The 18,953-nt window shown below is 36.8% G+C and carries 18 protein-coding genes; 11 read left to right on the forward strand and 7 right to left on the reverse strand.

Translation table 11 applies throughout. From position 1 onward, the window contains the following. Nucleotides 1–236 precede the first annotated feature (236 nt). Nucleotides 237–575: a hypothetical protein gene (locus FB551_RS08600; RefSeq protein WP_047433433.1), complete on the forward strand. Its 339-nt coding sequence runs from the start codon at nt 237–239 to the stop codon at nt 573–575. A 261-nt stretch (nt 576–836) separates the two neighbouring features. On the opposite strand, the gene FB551_RS08605 is transcribed toward FB551_RS08600, so the two are convergent. The 3 genes from FB551_RS08605 to FB551_RS08615 all read right to left on the reverse strand — a co-directional run bounded on the left by FB551_RS08605 (nt 837) and on the right by FB551_RS08615 (nt 4,593). Next, the gene (locus FB551_RS08605; RefSeq protein WP_142016764.1) at nt 837–2,408 is read right to left on the reverse strand and encodes a M28 family peptidase; all 1,572 of its coding nucleotides are present in this window, start codon (nt 2,406–2,408) and stop codon (nt 837–839) included. A 287-nt stretch (nt 2,409–2,695) separates the two neighbouring features. Continuing rightward, nucleotides 2,696–2,872 (reverse strand): histone H1, encoded by a 177-nt coding sequence (locus FB551_RS08610; protein WP_002978882.1) that lies wholly within the window; start codon nt 2,870–2,872, stop codon nt 2,696–2,698. A 305-nt stretch (nt 2,873–3,177) separates the two neighbouring features. Further along, nucleotides 3,178–4,593 carry an aminotransferase-like domain-containing protein gene (locus FB551_RS08615; protein ID WP_142016766.1) on the reverse strand — a complete coding sequence of 472 codons (1,416 nt, stop codon included), beginning with the start codon at nt 4,591–4,593 and terminating at the stop codon, nt 3,178–3,180. 117 nt (nt 4,594–4,710) lie between these two features. Between FB551_RS08615 and FB551_RS08620 the strand changes: the two genes are divergently transcribed. The 3 genes from FB551_RS08620 (at nt 4,711) to FB551_RS08630 (ending at nt 7,611) form a co-directional block, all read left to right on the forward strand. Then, on the forward strand, nt 4,711–5,226 hold the full coding sequence (locus tag FB551_RS08620) for a hypothetical protein (RefSeq protein ID WP_142016768.1): 516 nt from the start codon (nt 4,711–4,713) through the stop codon (nt 5,224–5,226). 176 nt (nt 5,227–5,402) lie between these two features. Continuing rightward, the gene (locus tag FB551_RS08625) at nt 5,403–6,317 is read left to right on the forward strand and encodes a helix-turn-helix domain-containing protein (RefSeq protein WP_047433436.1); all 915 of its coding nucleotides are present in this window, start codon (nt 5,403–5,405) and stop codon (nt 6,315–6,317) included. 88 nt (nt 6,318–6,405) lie between these two features. Beyond that, on the forward strand, nt 6,406–7,611 hold the full coding sequence (locus FB551_RS08630; protein ID WP_047433437.1) for an MFS transporter: 1,206 nt from the start codon (nt 6,406–6,408) through the stop codon (nt 7,609–7,611). A gap of 49 nt (nt 7,612–7,660) precedes the next feature. Here FB551_RS08630 and sph read toward each other — a convergent pair whose 3' ends face one another. Beyond that, nucleotides 7,661–9,226, reverse strand: a complete 1,566-nt coding sequence (gene sph, locus FB551_RS08635) for a sphingomyelin phosphodiesterase (protein WP_167497839.1) — start codon at nt 9,224–9,226, stop codon at nt 7,661–7,663. Between the two features lie 253 nt (nt 9,227–9,479). Between sph and FB551_RS08640 the strand changes: the two genes are divergently transcribed. Both FB551_RS08640 and FB551_RS08645 read left to right on the forward strand, forming a co-directional pair. Beyond that, complete coding sequence (locus FB551_RS08640) at nt 9,480–9,956, forward strand: MarR family winged helix-turn-helix transcriptional regulator (protein WP_142016773.1); 477 nt, start codon at nt 9,480–9,482, stop codon at nt 9,954–9,956. Further along, complete coding sequence (locus FB551_RS08645) at nt 9,953–10,795, forward strand: universal stress protein (protein WP_142016775.1); 843 nt, start codon at nt 9,953–9,955, stop codon at nt 10,793–10,795. The genes FB551_RS08640 and FB551_RS08645 overlap by 4 nt, the downstream gene beginning before the upstream one ends. Before the next feature lie 29 nt (nt 10,796–10,824). Here the strand turns inward: FB551_RS08645 and FB551_RS08650 are convergent, their stop codons facing one another. Continuing rightward, nucleotides 10,825–11,421: a Crp/Fnr family transcriptional regulator gene (locus tag FB551_RS08650; protein ID WP_167497840.1), complete on the reverse strand. Its 597-nt coding sequence runs from the start codon at nt 11,419–11,421 to the stop codon at nt 10,825–10,827. Between the two features lie 113 nt (nt 11,422–11,534). Further along, nucleotides 11,535–11,891 (reverse strand): winged helix-turn-helix transcriptional regulator, encoded by a 357-nt coding sequence (locus FB551_RS08655; RefSeq protein WP_047433441.1) that lies wholly within the window; start codon nt 11,889–11,891, stop codon nt 11,535–11,537. Between the two features lie 115 nt (nt 11,892–12,006). On the opposite strand from FB551_RS08655, the gene FB551_RS08660 reads away from it, so the two are divergent. Together FB551_RS08660 and FB551_RS08665 are read left to right on the forward strand one after the other, a co-directional pair. Continuing rightward, nucleotides 12,007–12,609, forward strand: a complete 603-nt coding sequence (locus tag FB551_RS08660; RefSeq protein ID WP_142016777.1) for an FMN-dependent NADH-azoreductase — start codon at nt 12,007–12,009, stop codon at nt 12,607–12,609. A 157-nt stretch (nt 12,610–12,766) separates the two neighbouring features. Continuing rightward, on the forward strand, nt 12,767–13,183 hold the full coding sequence (locus tag FB551_RS08665) for a RidA family protein (RefSeq protein ID WP_142016779.1): 417 nt from the start codon (nt 12,767–12,769) through the stop codon (nt 13,181–13,183). Here the strand turns inward: FB551_RS08665 and FB551_RS08670 are convergent. Beyond that, nucleotides 13,180–14,496 carry a M20 metallopeptidase family protein gene (locus tag FB551_RS08670; RefSeq protein WP_142016781.1) on the reverse strand — a complete coding sequence of 439 codons (1,317 nt, stop codon included), beginning with the start codon at nt 14,494–14,496 and terminating at the stop codon, nt 13,180–13,182. The two genes, FB551_RS08665 and FB551_RS08670, sit on opposite strands and share 4 nt — an antisense overlap. Before the next feature lie 469 nt (nt 14,497–14,965). Here FB551_RS08670 and FB551_RS08675 point away from each other — a divergent pair, with 469 nt between their 5' ends. From FB551_RS08675 to FB551_RS08685, 3 genes are read left to right on the forward strand one after another with little or no spacing between them, the layout of a single operon-like run. Beyond that, entirely contained in the window at nt 14,966–15,412 is a 447-nt protein-coding gene (locus FB551_RS08675; RefSeq protein WP_047433444.1) for a hypothetical protein, read from the forward strand. Continuing rightward, nucleotides 15,409–17,487 carry a GMC oxidoreductase gene (locus FB551_RS08680; protein WP_142016783.1) on the forward strand — a complete coding sequence of 693 codons (2,079 nt, stop codon included), beginning with the start codon at nt 15,409–15,411 and terminating at the stop codon, nt 17,485–17,487. Before FB551_RS08675 ends, FB551_RS08680 begins: the two co-directional genes overlap by 4 nt. A gap of 4 nt (nt 17,488–17,491) precedes the next feature. After that, the gene (locus tag FB551_RS08685) at nt 17,492–18,946 is read left to right on the forward strand and encodes a ferritin-like domain-containing protein (RefSeq protein WP_142016785.1); all 1,455 of its coding nucleotides are present in this window, start codon (nt 17,492–17,494) and stop codon (nt 18,944–18,946) included. Nucleotides 18,947–18,953: the final 7 nt, after the last annotated feature.

Consider the following 18,953-nt stretch of genomic DNA (forward strand, 5'->3'; position numbering starts at 1 on the left):
AGCATGCACATCATTTAGTTGATATTAAGACCAAAAATACTAGAGCCGTAATAGGCATCAAAGAATAAACTATTATAAAGTTCAAAAGCAGTTTACTTTGTTATTTTCAATATTGAAAGCATTATTTATGATTGGTTGAGACACCTTCTTTAATTATTTACGAACTCTAGTATTTATTCAAATACAGCCATTAAAAATGGCTTATAAATTGACAAAATCTACATCATTATATTACAATGAATCATTACAAACAATCTCCCTCAGTGACGCCTGATTACAAAAAAATTTACAGTGATCTTGTTGACATGAAATATCCGGAGAAAAAGCATGAGTGTGAAAAAATTTTATCGAAGAAGAATCTCTCGGCATTTGATGTGATAGAAATTAATAGAATAATATTTAGTTACAGCCAAAACATCAAGGCCAATCAGTCTCATCGTTCTTACAATAAAGAAACGATTTATAAAATTCTTGAATACCAGAAAAAGAATTATCTTAATAATACGCAGCTTGCTCTGCATTTTAAGCTGAGTCGCAATACCGTTGCAAAATGGAAAAGTTTATTCAATATTTAATCCATTCACATTCTCTATACATTTATTATGATATCCTATTTACAGTATTCATATTAAGGATTGCAGAATCTTACCTCTTTCCTATTTAGATTTAGGTTATGAGGAGCCATTCTATTTCCTAGAAGTTCATAATAAAAAATGCCATTATGGGCTAAAACATATATTTATTATTAATTTTAAAATAAATGTTTAGCCAATAATGGCGAAAAAAGATATGATATCAGAATATCACACCTTTTCTTTCTTGTTGTGAATAAGATTCTATTTATAATCTTTAGAGCTTCTTCTAGGCTCTTTTACTTCCGGCCACTTCACAGTCTCTCCTTTTTCATCCTGAGGCATTACTCTTTTTTCCCGATTACTGAATTCAGGATCTTCGGATGCCATATAAGCTAATGCTGCGGTTAAAACCACATTATTTTTCACCTCATCAAAAACAATCTTGTCATAAGTATCTTTGGTGGTATGCCAGGTATATCCAAAATAGCCCCAGTTCAGAGAACCTAACGAAATTCCGGGTACTCCTGCTGCCACAAACGAAGCATGGTCAGAACCTCCTCCGCCTGGCATTCCTGGGAAATCAGTTTTAATATGACCTCTTACTGCTTTTGGAACTCCGTCAAGCCATCGTCCTACGTAATCATAAGCTTTTACAAATCCTTGTCCGCTGATATTGACAACACGTCCTGTTCCGTTATCCTGGTTAAAAGCAGCCTGTACTCCTTTAATAATCTGAGGATTATCCATCACAAAACCTCTCGAACCGTTTAATCCCTGTTCTTCACTCCCCCAAAGTCCGATTACAATAGTTCTTTTATTATTAGGATAATATTTTTTCAGAATTCTCATGGTTTCCAGCATGGTGATTGTTCCGGTTCCGTTATCTGTAGCTCCCTGAGCTCCGTCCCATGAATCAAGGTGAGCTGAAAGAATTACATATTCATCCGGCTTTTCTTTTCCTTTGATCATTCCAATTGTATTAAAACTTTTGGCTTCAGGAAGTACTTTTGACTGGGCATCAATTTTGATTTTAGGCTGAGTTCCTTTTTCAGCCATTCTGTAAAGCATTCCATAGTCTTCCACATCGATATCAATCATTGGAATCTTGCTTGTTTTCGCTCCAAATATTCTGTTAGCTCCCATAATACCCGTCCAGTTTGAAATGGCAATACCTGCCGCTCCTGCTTTTTCCAATGCTTCGGGAAGGGTGTTATTATCATAGCCGATGTTCTTTATATAAGCAGCAAAATCTTTGGTAGCCTGCTCTTTTTCGGCTTTCAGTTTTTCATACAATTCCTGCGTTGCAAATTCTTTGATCTGCTCATCAGAACGACCGATTTTCTGGTATTGTGCCATCAATACAATTTTCCCTTTCACAGCAGGAAGCCATTGATCAAATTCAGCTTTAGAAGATACTTTCGGAAGAACAATCACTTCTGCCTCAATTGCTTTTTTAGTAGCCGGGCTCCATGCCAGCTGTGTTGCGGAAAGAGATTTTACTCGCGGATATGTCATATCAACATGGGTAGTTCCTCTTTGCCATCCTTTCCATGTCCCGAATTGCTGAAGGTTAGCGTCTACTCCCCACGAACGGAGTTTACTGGCACTCCATTCGTTTGCTGCCAGCATTTCGGGAGTTCCCACAAGACGGGGTCCGATCCCATCCAGCAGTTCAGATGCAAGATTTTCCAGCTGGGAATTATTATTAACTTCATCTACAAAACTTTTTACGATAGGGTTAAGCCTTTCTTTTGGGTCAACCTTTACCTGAGCCCATGAAAACTGAGCAGCCAGCATTACTGCAGGCACTGCAAAAAATCTATTTATCCTCATACTATTTATTGATTGGTTTAAAGATAAAGGAAATTGGGGAGATGATGAAAGATTAAGCTTAAAAAAGAAACTTTACAATTATATTATTAACTATTTTATCCAAAAAAAATAATAAAAATCTACAAACAACTATAACTCACAAAAAAAGACTATCAATACGACAGTCTTTGTATTCTTTAGAAATAGTATTTCATTTTCCCTGATAATAGCTTTAACTTGTTTCCCATTAAAACACTATTGAATTCAGGCAAAAAAAAACCGGCTTCAAAAAGCCGGCTAAAGGAGAATTATTTCTTAGCTTCTTCTACAGAAACTTTTCTGAATTCTTTGAACAATTTGCTTAGTTCTAAAGCTGCTTTACGAGCTCTTGTACCAGCTGCTTTGTTTCCTTTTTCCGCTTGTTGGTTTGCCTCAGTTGTGAACGCTTCAAATTCTGCGTTGATTTTTTCAATTAGTTCTTTCATTTATTTAAAAATTTAGGCTGCAAATATAGGTTTTATGGCGATTCCAGCCTAATTGTGTCGAAAAAAAATAGTGGATTTAATCATTTTTTCTAAGTCTTCCGTAAATTCAATTTAATTTTTAAAATAAAATCGAATTATTGTAGAAAACCAGCCATGTATTGGGTACTATATTAAGCAGTAGTTAATATTTAAATAAACCATTCAAAATCAATAAGAATCAAAAAAAACAAACCAAGATTCTCTTAATAAATTTTATGCAGGAAACCATTTGAGTTTCTTTACCTTACTTCATTGTTCTTAAAGTTTTAAAACTGCAGCTCTTTTGCTTTCGCGCCTGCATTTTTCAGTAAAACAATGCTTTCAGAAGTAATTCTTTCGGTAAAAATCACCCTGAAATGAAAATAATATTTATCCGTGAAAGAAAAAGTATTTCCGGGGGTGAACAAAACCTGATGCTCTTCACAATATTGGTAAAACCTTTTCATATCAGTATTCTCAGGAAGCTGTCCCCAAATACTGTAACCTCCTTTGGGCCTGTGAAAATAAGAGCCTTCAGGAAAGGAATTTCTTAACACCTCTACTACCTGAACAGCCTGCTGGCTGAGTTTTTTCCGGAATAACCGAAGGTGTCTTTCATAACTGCTTCCCTGTAGCAGTTTCAGAACCAATTCCTGATAAACAGGAGAAACGGTGCGCCCTAAAGCAAACCTTACTCTTTCGGATTTTGCATAAAAACTTCCGGCATATAACCAGCCTAAACGAATTCCGGGAGCTAACGTCTTTGAAAACGATGAATACATCATTACTGTTCCTTTTTTATCAAAACATTTTATACTTTGCGGTCTATGTTCTTCAAAATAAAGATCGGAGTACATATCATTCTCAATAATACAGAACTGATACGTTTCTGCCATGCTCAGAACTTCTTTTTTTGTTTCATCTTTCATTACAACACCGGTGGGATTGTGAAAATTGGGAGTCGTGACAAGAGCACAGATCTTATTTTCCTCACAGATCGTTTTGAAATATTCAGTATCAAAACCTGTTTTATAATGTACAGGGATTTCTATGACTTTCAGTTCAAGATGCGTAAGTACTTCCAGTACAGAAAATACACATGGACTCTCAACAGCCACTACATCTCCTGCTTTTGTAACCGATTTTAAAGCAATTGTAAGGGCCTGCAAAGCCCCATCAGTGATAATTATTTCGTCCGGATTTAATACACAGCCATAAGCTCCCATTTGTTTTGCAATATGTTTCCTTAACAGCTCCAAGCCGTTTGAGGGATAATACCTGAGCAGTGATGCTCCTTTCTCGCGAATAACTTCCTGCATTGTTCTGAGGATAAGCTTCTGCGGAATCAGGAGATCTCCGGGTACAGCCGTATTGAAAGAACTGAATTCTGAAGTTCTTTTGGAAGTAAGCATCATATTTTTCATAAATACCTCATCCCTCACTACGGCCGGAAGCTTTGTTTTTACTTCCGGAATATTTTCCTCCTGAATTCCTGTGACAAAATAGCCAGACCGTGGATTGCTCCTGATCAATCCTTTAATCATAAGATATTCAAATCCACTTTGTACAGAGCTTGTGCTCAGTTTGTATTTTTCCTTAATGATACGAACGGAAGGAAGCCTGTCATTTTTCTGTAAAATTCCATTGTAGATCTGCCTCTCTATTTCTGCTGTAAAAATTTCGTACTTATAGGGTTTCATCATAATACATCAACTGTACTGAACAAATTTACAAAAATACCTTTCTGTACCGATGATATTTTAGCGAACTGTATCCTTTTTAAATAGATTAATCTTATAATTTTGAATAAAAAAAATCCCATGGATATCATTTCAAAATTTACAGTAGGTTCTGAAGAGGGAATTTCTGATCTTATAACCATTATTGATTCTTCCATTTATACATTGCACAAAGAGTTTGTAAGTGAGGAAGACATAAAAAAATATATTCAGCATGAAATAGATCCAAGAAAGATGATCAATGATCTGAATGACCTTTCCAACCAACTGATCATGATGTATGCTGATCAAAAACCCATTGGATACAGTATTATAAAAAGTGGTTCTTTGCACATGGGAATTCCTGAGGGAAAAAGGGCTACAGAAATCAGTTTTGTAATTCTTTCAGAGTTTGACACTCCGCAGACAAGACAGTCTCTTTGGAAAAAATGCAGATCCGCAATAAGCTTTACGGATATTATATGGACCAATATGCTTGATCATGATCCTCTTTCTGAATTTTTAAAAGAGTCCGGTTTTATAGCTATGGAAAGTTCAAAGGCTGGTCCTTTCCAGCTGCCATCACATATTTTGGAATTGGAAATCAATAAAAGCTAACTTACTTCATCCTGAAACACTGATTTCTAAAGGTGGTAACCTATATTTTATGATGGCAATTCCTTATCATATTGCTGATATTGAGAGAGACTATAATTCATATTTTCATTATCTGGCTTACAATTAATTTGAGTAAGCAACAGTTTACCTATCTTTGATTTTTATAATTTTTACTTATGAGCGATCAGCTGGAAACGATAGAAGATTATTACAGACGCATCCGTAAAGATCAGATCAAAATATTTGATTCTGAGGATTTTGAAACCGGAAAATCCCATTTCAATATTTCCATGCGGAGATACTGTAGTTTCAAAAGTCCCTACAACCGTCGTGATTATTATAAAATAAGCTTTATCATTGGAAAAGGAACTATTCATTATGGTGCACATCAGCTTTTTATAGATGGTCCCGCCCTATTTTTTCCTTCTCCAAGTATTCCTTATTCATGGGAATGCGAAAGTGATGTTCAGGAAGGGTATTTCTGTTTGTTCAACCAGGAATTCTTCACTGGAAATTCAGAATTTAACCTGTTTAAAAAAACTTCAATGTTCAAGGAATGGAGCAAGCCCGTTGTTTTTCTGACAGAAGAGCAGGCCCAGCTGGCTACTCTTTATTTTGACCAGATCTACCGGATGAATAATTCTTCATATCCTTTCCGTTGCAGCAGTATCAAAAGCAATCTTGCTTCTGTAATGCATCTGGCACTGGAAAACCGTGTAGAAGATATCAATCCTAATGAACTTCCTGCGAATGTGCGCTTGTACAGGTTATTTGATGAGTTGCTCAACAAACAGTTCCCTTTGGATTCTCCTGCTTATCCGCTGGCATTAAAAACACCTTCTGATTTTGCAGAACACCTGAATGTGCATGTCAATCATTTGAATTCTTCTGTAAAATCTGTAACGAATCTTACTACAACACAGATTATTAAAGAAAAAATGTTTGAAGAGTCTAAAAACCTGCTGAAATATACGAATTGGGATATTGCCCAGATAGGTTATACTTTAGGGTTTGATCAGCCTGCGCATTTTAATAATTTTTTTAAAAAGCATGCCCGGACTTCCCCCTTAAAGTTTAAGAATTTATCTTAATATTTGATTTTTGTAATTTTTGCTTTGTCTTTTAAAATCGGGTTTTGTATTTCTTGACTTATTTTTGCAATGTAAAAAATGAATGAATATGTTGAGAGAAGCATCTGAGCAAAGAATCAGATTAATTACCATTATGGCTTTCGTGTCTATCCCGCTTTCCGGGTTTGTCACGGATATTTATTTACCATCGTTCCCTTCTATGGCCAAAGAAATGATGGTTTCAGAAAAAGATATTCAGATTACCCTGACTTCATATCTGTTGAGCTACGGAATTTCTCAATTGTTTGTAGGGGGAATTCTTGACAGCATTGGCCGCTACCGTCCCAAATTGATAGCATTATTTCTGTTGATTCTGACCAGTATTTTAATTACCATGACAAATAGTATTTTACTGATCTGTTTGCTTCGTATTCTTCAGGGAGCTGCAGTTTCAGTGCTTGTTGTGGCAACACGTGCTATTTTTGTGGATATTTATGATGCAGAAAGGGTGAAACATTATTTAAGCTATTTTACCATTGTCTGGTCGTGTGGCCCTATTCTGGCGCCTTTCCTTGGTGGATATCTTGAGAAAATCTTTAACTGGCATGCTAATTTCTATTTTCTGGCAGCTTATGCCGGATTTCTGTTTCTTTTCGAATGGTTTTTTAGCGGGGAAAGTCTTCCACAGAAAAAGAAGCTGGATCTTTCAGAGAATATAAGTCTTTATAAAATGATGCTTAAAAACAGGATTTTCATGTTGGGGATTTTCATTTTAGGACTGAGCTACTCTATTGTTATGTTGTTTAATATTACCGGACCCTTTATTATTGAAAACACCTTTCATTTTACACCGGTGGTTATTGGATACTGTACTTTAATCTTAGGATTCTCATGGATGATTGGAGGGTTTATAGGAAAACGAAGACTGACTCTGGATTTTAAACCACGAATTCTACAGCCTATTCTTTTGCAGCTGATTCTGATTGCAGGACTGATCACTACCAGTTATTTTGCAGAAAGCCTTTTCATTATGATTCCTTTTGCCTTTTTTATTCATATCTGCTCCGGAATTTTATTCACCTCATTTTTCACGACAAGTATGCTTTACTTTCCTAAAAATGCAGGTACTGCTGGTGGATTGATGGGTGGATTGGTATATGTGATCACTTCGGTAACAAGTTTCATTATCTCGGTAAGTGGAACGGTAACGGATCAAAAAGGTCTTTCCTGGCGCTATCTGATCATTGCGTGTTTCCTTTTGGGGATTATTCTAATTATGCATCAAGCCGTTAAAAAAGAAAAAGCAGAGAACTAATCTCTGCTTTTTTATAGTTATTAAAAGATCAATGGATTGGCAATTAATTCTAAAAAGGATCTGCAACCGTATTGTTCATTTTTACTTCGAACTGCACATCAGGGGTTAAACTTGTTCCATTCAGGTAAATCCAATCTGTTCCTGACTTTTTATATACCTGAAGATAATAGGTATTTCCAATTCCTGTTGTATCCTTGAAAGCTACAATATCTCCATCTTCAACACTTGTTGAAAGATTTCCTGCTTTTTTCTTTACAATCTGAATCCTCATGTTGTAAGTTGTCTTTCCATGTTTCGGATAAAAATAATAGCTTCCACTCCCTGTTGAGTACCAATACCAGAAATGATTAAGCCTTTCACTGGTTTCTACTCTTACATATCCTTCTTTCAGATCAAAATAATTATCAGAATCGCCGATATTTACAATATTGAACCAGGTACTTGCATCCGGTTGTGAAGAAGAGACCGTCAGCCAGTCATTAGGTGTTGAAAGATTTGAAGTGATATATTTCCCTGAAGAGACAGATTTTAATGAAATACGGTCATGCTTTCTGAATTTCAGACTTTTTGTAGGTGTCTTCTCATCCGAGTAAACATTAGCTTCTACAGGATAGTGATCTGAATATTCTGCCCAATGATATTGAATTCCGGCTATATTTGTATACGTCATGAGATTTGAAGATACAGGGTCAAAAACGATATTCTGCCACGTTGGTGGTACAAGATGATCATTGGAAACCAGGATATAATCAAGATATTCACGTTTATTTTCCGGATAAGGATAATGATAGGAAGCCATTATATTGGTTTTCGGATCCCATGAATAAGGCAATCCTTTGTATATGGGAGCACTTACATTAAGCGTTTGCAGCATATCAGCATATTCGGGAGTATCTTTAATGATATTAAAATCTCCGCCATAGATCACCATTTCATCTTCAGGTATATTCAACCGGTCTACAAATGTCTTCATCATTTGCAGCTGCTGTTTACGGATCGCTACCTCATTCCCATTACAGGAAGGTTGTGTAGACTGTGCGTGTGTTGCTATAAAATGGACACGTTTTCCATCTTTTAAGATTCTGACATACACAAGGCCCTTCAGACAGTTTCCATCATAAGAACATCCTGCCGGAAAAATATATTGCTCTTTTCTCTCTATGGGATATTTACTGGCAATCATCACTCCTCCGTCTTCGAATCCTCCGGAAATAAACTCACGCCAGTAACCGGAAGTCTTATCCCAGCCATCTTTCGTCTGTCCCAATACAGGAGTCTGATAAGGGAAGCTTGGAAGAAGTTTGTTACGCAGCTTAGCAGCGGCAGAATTATCAAAGCATTCCTGAAGCATAAGAACGTCATAATTCTTTAAAAAGGACGCTGCCCCCAGCCTCTCGGCTCTATTTTGCTGAGACCATTGCGTCATACCAGATACCAGGAGTTCTTTCAATAGGAAAGTATTGTAAGATAATACCTTAATATTGGGGAAAGAACCCCTCATTGCATTTTCTTTTGCAACAGGAAGTGTTTCATCAGGCTGAAACTGGTCTGATCTGCACGATAAAAGGGTAAGAAGAAAAAGTACCGATAGAAACCGGCACAACGAAATTCGCATGTGATTCATAAGTTTTTAAGTTAAAATTGTTTTGTTTTGTGTGGCCAAAGTATGATTTACCCCATTAACTAAAATGAACCCAATATTATCTAAATGATAATTTTCTGCTACGCGATTTAACTATTAAAAAAGGTAAGAATCTAACGGCCTAATTAGTTTTAATTAAAACTAATTTTACGTATATTTGTTAAGGTAAGTTTATGCTGAAAATCCTTTTGACAGATACCTTATCCTGCTATATTAGTATAAAAGTATGTCCGCAAAACAGAATAACATATCAGAACTTGCATTGGAGCTTGGCCTTGCCATGAGTGAAATGAAAAGCCGTCTTCGACAGAAGATTCAGACTATTATTAATGATTATGATCCGGATTTGTCTTTTGAACTGATTGAAATCCTCGGATTGCTTTCACGAAATTGTGGTATCAACCAGCAGGAAATAGGAAATAAAGTAAGCAAAGACAAGTCAAGTATTACTTATCTTATCAACAGTCTTGTCAACCGAAATCTTGTTGAACGGATAGCTGATAAAAATGACCGCAGAAATAAACAGATCTTTTTAACTCCAAAAGGTAAACAGATTGTAGAAACCGTTTATCCCTGGGCATTGAACCTTTATAAAAAGGCAGCAGATGATATTCAGGAAGAAGAAATCATCAAAGCTCTGCTTCTGGTAAAAAAAATGACAGCAAACCTGGAAGAATCAGGACCAAAACATCATACAATATGAGAACAATCCTTGTACCTGTTGATTTTACATCAACTACGGAAAATGCAGTAAGAATTGCTGCAGATTGGGCAAAAGCCTACGAATATCAAAATATTATCCTACTCAAAACAGCAGGAGAATCTGAATTTGATTATCTGCATATCGCAGAAGGGCATTCATTTGTGAATGAAGAAAGTGTCAATAACCTGTTGCAAAGGACAGAATTGTTATTCGATCAGCTGATAGGAATTGTTGCTGAAAAATCACCAGAAATAAAGGTTTCCAAAGTATTGAGTGATTGGACATTAACCAGAAGCATTAATGAGCTCTTAAAAAATCAGCCGTCTGTAGAACTGATTATTCTGGGAAGTGATGATCAGACTTCCTCCACTGAGAGTTTTGTTTCGGAGCATATTATAAGTATTGCAAGAACAAGCCCTGTAAAAACACTAATTGTACCGCACAGCTACCAATATACTCCTGTTAAGAATATATTTATCCCTTGTGATATCAAGGGTATTAAAAGATTGGAGAGACTGTTTCATCACAAATCTGTTATTCATAAACAGGATGTTCGTCTTTCATTTTTAAATATCAATACCCGCGAAAAAGAAGACGAGAACCAGAAAAAGGAACTGGAAGATTATATCCGCGAACATTTAACAGAGATTCCCAGCAGCATTCATTATTCTCACGATGAAAATATTATAAAAGGTATCCTGAACTTTGCGGCATCTGATAACGCAGATCTTATAATAGCGCTACCCGGTAAACATAGCTTTCTGTACTATCTGGCAAGCAGAAGTATTTCCGAGGGAATTTACCAGAATACCCATCAGCCTGTTTTAATTTTAAAATAATAAGTGAACGGAAAGTGAATAACTAAAAGCTAATAATAAATTTTAGTGCTTTCAATTTTAACCATTTTCTGCTCTTCCATTTTCTTGACATACCGGATCACCGTCTCCACCCGAAGACCGGTTAAGGTTGCTATTTGCTGTCTGGTATAGGGAACCAGAAATGAATAGGGCTCTTCAAATCCGAAATATCTTTTAATATGATCAAAAAGCTTCATGAGCTTTACAATAGGATCTGAAATGGCCAGAAAGCTGGAAATCATAAACCTGAAATGCATTCTGTCTGCCATGTATTTATTAATCTCAAGGAGTAATTCCGGATTTTCCATCAGTATTTCGAGAACTTTGGTTTTGGAAATTCTAATAATTTCACACTGGGTAACGGCAATAGCATTAATGGCGTAATGATGATCAGTAAATAAATAGCTTTCACCAATGCAATGCCCGTCAAAAGGGAACCCATGAACAAATTCTTTTCCGTCTTCCAAAAACGTATTCAGTTTCACGGTGCCTTGTCTGATCTGGAAATAATATTTCGCTGCAGTACCTTCCTGAAAAACAGCATCTCCTGCTTCATAATTTTCCAGGGTGGCTTTGTGAAAAAATAATAAGTCTTCGCTTATGACCATCTTGTTATTATTAATTTGAGTAAAAATAGTTAAAGTGTAAGCAATGCTACAACTTATCAAATACCACAAAAACATAGTATTCCTAATTTTAACACTACACTACGATCTTTTTATCAGGCTGTAATTTTCTTTTTATGTCTTGCTCCCCAATCTGCCAGTGCAGCAATTACATCTTTCAGTGATTCGCTATATTCTGTGGGAACATATTCTACCAACACCGGCTTCTGATCTGTAATAACGGTTCTTTCTACCAGATGATTAATCTCCAGCTTTTTCAGTTCACTGGATAATACTCTTGCTGAAATTCCACTAATGGTTCTTTGCAGTTCATTGAAGCGTGTATGGCCTCCCAAAATAGCAATCATCACCCGGATGGTCCATCTGCCTCCCAGAACATACAAAGCATCCTCTGTAGCAGACAGATGATTACTGCATTGCGGTCTCGAATACACAATTTTCTCTTCTTCCATTGTCTCTATTTTTTTATTACTAACCTAAATGTTATTACTAACCTTTTGGTAACTACTATCTTTTTATTAGTAAATATAGATAATTTTGAAACATCAATTTTAAAAAAAATAAAAAATGAAACGAGTACTTCATATTACTTCAAGCCCAAGAAGCGGGTCATCCATCAGTAAAAAGCTGGGAAATGCTGTTGTAGAAAAAATTACGGACAAATACCCAGATAGTGTTTTAAAGAAACGGGATTTAACAAATCCTCTTTTTCCTCATTTGGAAGAAATGCATATCAATGCATTTTTCACTCCAGCTGAAAAACGTACTGCTGAGCAGCTTGAAACTGTAAAACTTTCGGATACCGTCATTGATGAATTGCTTGAGGCTGATATTATCATTATTGAAGCTCCTCTATACAATTTCAGTATCACGTCAACATTGAAATCATGGCTTGATCATATCGCCAGAGCAGGAAAAACATTCAGCTATAGTGAAAATGGTCCTGAAGGTCTTGTGAAAAATAAGAAAGTTTATCTTGCTTTTTCGAGTGGCGGAGTGTACTCTGAAGGGGAAAGACAGGCCTATGATTTTGTAGTTCCTTACTTAGAAAAAACTCTTGGTTTTATGGGAATTACGGATATTTCTGTTGTACGTGCAGAAGGGCTTTCTGTTCCGGTTATTCAGGATACGGCTCTGCAGAAAGGAATTGAAAGTATTGTTGTAGAGTAAAAATTAAAAATGCTGTTCCTCTGAACAGCATTTTTTGTATCAGAATCTCATGATCAATGCAAGCGGTATTTACAGAATTAAAAGAATTTTTTTCTCAATATATGTAAAGGCTTTTCCGATTTTTTTCTCTCATTTTTACTTTATTAAATGAAAGATTATGGAAAATAATAAACAACCGAAACTGATTAATCCTAGCGGGCTATTTAATCCCGGTCCTTATGGTTTTTCTCACAGTATTTCTGTGGAAACTCCTTCCAGGATCTGTTTTATATCTGGACAGAGTGGCGGCGTAGGTGAACATCACGTACTGGCAGATGACTTTAAAACTCAGGTTCAGGATGCTTTGAAAAATTTACAGCTTGTTTTACAGAGCCATTCAATGACATTTGAAAATATAGTTAAAATCACCTTGCTTATTGTTGATCACAACCAGGAAAAACTTGAGATATGGGCAGAGGAAGCTAAAAAAACATGGACATCTTCATGGCTGCCTACCAGTACTCTTATTGCTGTAAGTCAGCTGGCTTTACCCGGAATGTTGTTTGAGATTGATGCCATTGCAGTGAAAAATTAGTTTCTGTTAAGACGCTCAATGATTAATGATGAAAAACTTTTAACTCCGGTTCTGATACTTTCTTCATCCACCTGAAAATTGGGAGCATGATTCATAGCGATCATTCCTTTTTCAACATTGGAACCACCCAGGAAGAAATATACTCCTGGGATTTTTTGTTGAAAATAAGAAAAATCATCATTAAAAAACGGAACCTGACCATAATCCGGAGCAACTGCATTTTTACCATACAGATTCTGAAGTATTTCTGTTACCGAACGGGTCAGTTTTTCATCATTAACAACTGTTGGATTTCCCTGAACAAATGAAACGGAAAGAAGATGATCTTTATATCCGCTGTCTTCAATAGCTTTTTGAACGGTAGGAATTATTTTATCCAAATTAAAGGAATTGGTCTCATACAAATAGGTTTCAAGAAAAGACTCGTTGTTTTTGGAATACATATTGAATTTCCCGTCTGTGAACAGATAATCTTTGAAAATAGTATCGGGATTTGTCAGCCCTGCTTCAGGATCAACAATGGATTGTATTTCCCAGGGTTTACTGCCGTTAGAAGTCCGGAATAAAGAATGACTGATCTTTTTTCCCAAGCTGTTAAGTTCTTCTTCAGACAGTCCATTTTTTAGCTGAATTCTTATTCTTTTCTGATAAGCAAACATTTCGTTGGATTTCACCATAATTTGCCCGACCGGTATAGCTGTCACATGCAATCCGTAGATTTCATCGGGATTTATTTTGGAAAGCAATCCATTATTCAGCATTTCTTTTGCTCCCTTGAAGGTCTCCTCTTCAGGCTGAAATATAAAATAAACGGTTCCTTTTACTGACTTTTTATTTTTTGCGAGAACCTCTGCAATTCCTAATCCAATGGCCATATGGATATCGTGACCACAACCATGCTGAACTCCTTTTATTGTTGATTTGAAAGTTTCCGGATCGGAATATTCATTCGGAAGGGCATCCATATCTGATCTCCAGGCAATTTTTCTGCCTTTTTTATCTCCCTTCAGAATTCCTACAACACTATGTCCGTAGGTATCTGTTTGAACTTCCATTCCCAAATCCAGAAGGTACTTTTTTATTTTTTCCTGAGTTTGCTTCTCCATTCCTGCCAACTCCGGGTTTTCATGAAAATCCCGTCTGATATTCACCAATCTATTAAATATCTTGTCTGTTTCCTTTTGAATAGCTTGATGTACTATTTGCTCATTCAAAATCCTGGAATGACTAGTTGCTTCTTTTTTGTTATTAAATCCTTGTGCAGGTAAAACAGAGGAAGCAAAGCATAATAAAGTAATGGTAAGTCTTTTCATGGTCGGGGATAATTGCGTTTATTGTTGCTGGTTATTGGGTTAAAAGTTCATTTATTAAGATTAGACATTTACTCTTCGCTTTCGTTACATTCTGATCATCAATTTAAGTATTATTTTTCACGGGTATTGACTTTCCGACATTACAATCGAATTCTATATTTGATACCACATTATTTAAAATAATTCTAAACTAGGTGAAAATACAATCTCCTGAAACCACCTATCAGAAGGACTTTTTTACAAAAAATTAAAATAAAATAAAAACAAATTACGTAGAAATACTGAATCGTATCTGATGAGTTCTGATTAATTTCGGATAAACAAAATTGATAACTATGGACGGCTTGAAATACCTTCAATCATTTCTGAAAAAGAGGTGGGATCTGAAAAATCAGCAGCTGTAGATCAACAGGCTTGATAACCTCCTGATGAAAGGAGTTGAAGATATCTAACCCAAATTTTTTACGAAATGAATATTATTAACAAAATTCTCAACGTCGACGATTATTATTTCGACGTGTTTATGTCTATCTCGGAAGCGCTTGCCGGATTTACGGTAAACGAACTACAGTCAACAGGGCTTGCAGAAACTTATTACACCTATGTTTTAAAAAGCCTGGAAGCAGCCACTTTCGTAGAATTCCTTACCGTTTCTAAAAATATTCTTGAAAATTCTTCCGGTGAAGAGGAATTAAAAAAAGCCATTCAATCTGAAATCATTGGCAACCCGGGAATGAATGACATTGCCGGAAAAGTAATCACCATGTGGTATTTGGGAACCTGGGAAGGAGCCTATATCAATGATCTTTCTTATAAAGAAGGTCTTGTCTGGAATCTGATGCACTCGCATCCTCCGGGAGCAAAACAGCCGGGATATAAATCATGGAATATTAAACCTGTAAACAGCAACTCATGAGCCAGACTACCAACAAAAAAGATGTGATCATCGTAGGAACGGGGATCGCAGGATCATTGATCGCAAAGCTACTGTCCGATCATGTATTTGACGTAACCAAAGGAAAAATGATCCACCGTGCAGATGCCGGAAAATCGGATCATATCAAAGAAATATCAATACTCATGTATGAGGCGGGGCTGGAAGCAGGTATTGAACTGGATTCCGTATCCTCAATGACCACTTATAATGAATATATCCGTACTTTTTACAGAGAGGAAGCCAAAGTTCCCAACTCTCCTTATCCCAACTTAAAGCAGGCACCTTCTCCCAATGTGTTGGATATGGAACATATTATTCAGCCGTATCCGGATAAAAAAGGGTATCTGGTGCAATTCGGACCGATGCCCTTTGCCAGTGATGCCATAAGAGTGGGAGGCGGAACAACCCTTCACTGGCTGGGAACTACTCCAAGAATGCTTCCCAACGATTTCAAACTTACAGAAAAATATGGCATTACCATTCCAAAGCCGGGTTCTGCTGAGCAAACACCTGTTAACTGGCCGATAAGCTATGAAGAATTAAGACCTTATTACGAGATGGCTGAGTTTGAAATCGGGGTTTCCGGGGATGTTTCGAGACAGGAATATCCTATTGATGAAAAAACGGAAGAATATTATGGAAATTATGTATTTCCTATGGAAGAAATTCCTCAGAGTTACATGGATCATAAGATTATTGAGGGGCTTAAGGGCACAAGCGTGAAACTAAATTCAGGAGAGATTCCTTTAATGATGGTACCTTCTCCACAGGGAAGGAATTCCATTCCAAATCCAAAATACGGAAAAACAAAGATCATCAAAGCTGAACCGAAGGATTCCGGATATCAACTGGTTTTAGACAGCTCAGAAAAAGAAGAATACAAAGCTCTTGGTTCTGTATGGAATCCTTACATGGGAGAACGCTGTGAAGGAAACGCATCCTGTGTTCCGATCTGCCCCGTTCAGGCGAAGTACAATGCATTAAAAACATTGAAAAAAGCTTTATATAAACTTAATGATAATGAAAATCTTAAGCGCAATCCATACATGCAGATTCAGGCGCAGAGTGTGGTTTACAGGCTGAGCATTGACCCCAATGATAAAGATAAGATATCCAGGGTTCACTTAAGAAGATATGCTTCAAAAGAGAAAACAGATTTTATTGAAGAATCCGTTGATACTTCGGATGCCATTGTGATTCTGGCTGCTAACGCTTTTGAAAATCCCAAAATTCTGCTGAACTCCAGATATACCGTTAACAATGTTGAAAAAACGGCTGCTAACAGCAGTGATCAGGTAGGAAGAAACCTTATGGATCATATGGTAATGCTGACATGGGGACTTTTCCCTGAACCCGTTTATCCTTACAGAGGTCCAGGTTCTACTACAAACATTTCGTCTTTCCGTGACGGAAATTTCAGAGGTGAATTTTCAGCATGGATTTCTCCGCTTGACAATTGGGGATGGGGATGGCCGGCATTTTCTCCGGGATCAGATGTTACCTATTTTATCACAGAGGAGAATCTTTTTGGAGCAGAATTAAGAAAAGAACTTGCCAACAGGCTTTCAAAACAGGTATTATTCCATTTTGAGATTGAGCAGTTACCTAATCCCAATAACAGGGTTACCATTAACGATCAATATCTGGATGTGCTTGGAATTCCGCGTCCTGTCATTCATTATGAACTGACAGAGTATGAAATGAAAGCTATGGAGCAGGCAAAAGATGCGTCGGATCAAATGTTTGAAAGATTAAACATTAAGGATTTCACAAAATATACTGCAGAAGACAAAAACTCTGTGATATACAATGGGAAAAGATATTCTTACAACGGAGCCGGCCACATCGTGGGAACTCACAGAATGGGTTCTAAAGCCGAAGATTCTGTAACCAACAGCTATTGCAAAACCTGGGATCATCCGAATTTGTACGTCGTAGGCGCAGGAAATATGACCACGCTGGGAACTTCAAATCCTACTTTAACATTATCAGCATTCACGATCCGTTCTGTAGAATCTATCCTTGCTGATCTTGAAATTCAACTTAAAAAATAATAACATGAGACAAAGACTTATCAATAAAACAGCGCAACCGCAGGAAACCCTATTAACCGCAGGAAGAATGGCAGCAAGAAGCGCCGTGGTTACAGAAGCCATTTCATTACCTTCTTTATTATTTGATTCAACATTGAGCAAAGAAGACTGGATAGAAGGATTAAAACATCACAGCAAAACCCTTACTAATCTTTTATTGAATGATCAGATTGAGGACTTTAATGCCTATCTGGAAGCTCAATTCGGTTCTGTAGCTCCAGAAGTAAAAAAAGGAGTAACAGAAATTGATTACAAACCTGTTTTGCAGGACCTTTTGCAAACAGCAATCCTTATCGAACATTCTACCATTCCTCCTTACCTTACGGCTTTATACTCCATCAAGGATGGAGCCAATGCTCTGGCTTCGCAAATTATCAGAAGTGTGGCTGTAGAAGAAATGCTTCACCTGATTATGGTTTGTAATGTTCTGAATGCCATCGATATTCAGCCTTCTGTCAACCAAAAGGAGAACTACCCTACTTATCCTATGAAATTACCAATGAATGTGGATTTCTATGTGGGTCTGGAAACATTTTCAAGCAACAGCATTGCCACATTTATAGCCATTGAAAGTCCAAGCAAACCTTTGGTAAAAGCTCCGAAATATGATTACGAAACCGATTCTTCTTCATTATATTCTCAAAGAGCAGCAGTACAGGATAGCAACTTCTGGACTCTTGAAAATATGAAAGGTTTCATCATGGAAAATGTACACACAATTGGGGAGTATTATGATGTTTTATTCTTCTACATTGTTGTTTTTCAAATTATTGCTTATTACAAAGAGCATGGGAAACTTCCAACAAATTTTGAGGAATTAAATACCGGAGGAATTTTCACTGGAAACCCGTCAAAACAGATCCGCCCTGAGCAATATTATGGAAGTGGTGGAAAACTGCATTCTGTAGAAGCTTTAGCTGGAGTGATTGCTGTTTTCCAGGAAATTAAAGGCCAGGGGGAAGGTGCTGATGATTCTATTTTTGATGTGGACCCATCTCAGTTTGAAGAAGGAGTTGAACTGGCTCATTATTTCAGATTTAAAGAGGTTTTCCACGAGCACTTCTATCTGGGAGGAAACTATGAAAATTTCATGGATGAAAATGGAATGATGCCTGTAACAACGCCTCCTACAGGAAAAGATCTTCCGGTAGACTGGAATGAGGCCTATCCTATGAAACCCAACCCTAAAGTTGAAGATTACATCAAAAACAAAGAATTACACGCCCAGGGTGTTGAGTTCAATAAAACCTACAGACGTTTATTAGATGCTATACAAAGTGCTGTGGAAGGAAACCAGAGGGAACTGGAGAAATCTATTATGTACATGTATGCTTTGAAAGAACAGGCTGTTAATCTGATGAAACAACCGTTGGATGCTCAAAATAATGCAGGTCCGACTTTCGAATACACTGAATTATAACCATAAA

The sequence above is a fragment of the Chryseobacterium aquifrigidense genome, assembly GCF_006716485.1.
Taxonomy (GTDB): domain Bacteria; phylum Bacteroidota; class Bacteroidia; order Flavobacteriales; family Weeksellaceae; genus Chryseobacterium; species Chryseobacterium vietnamense.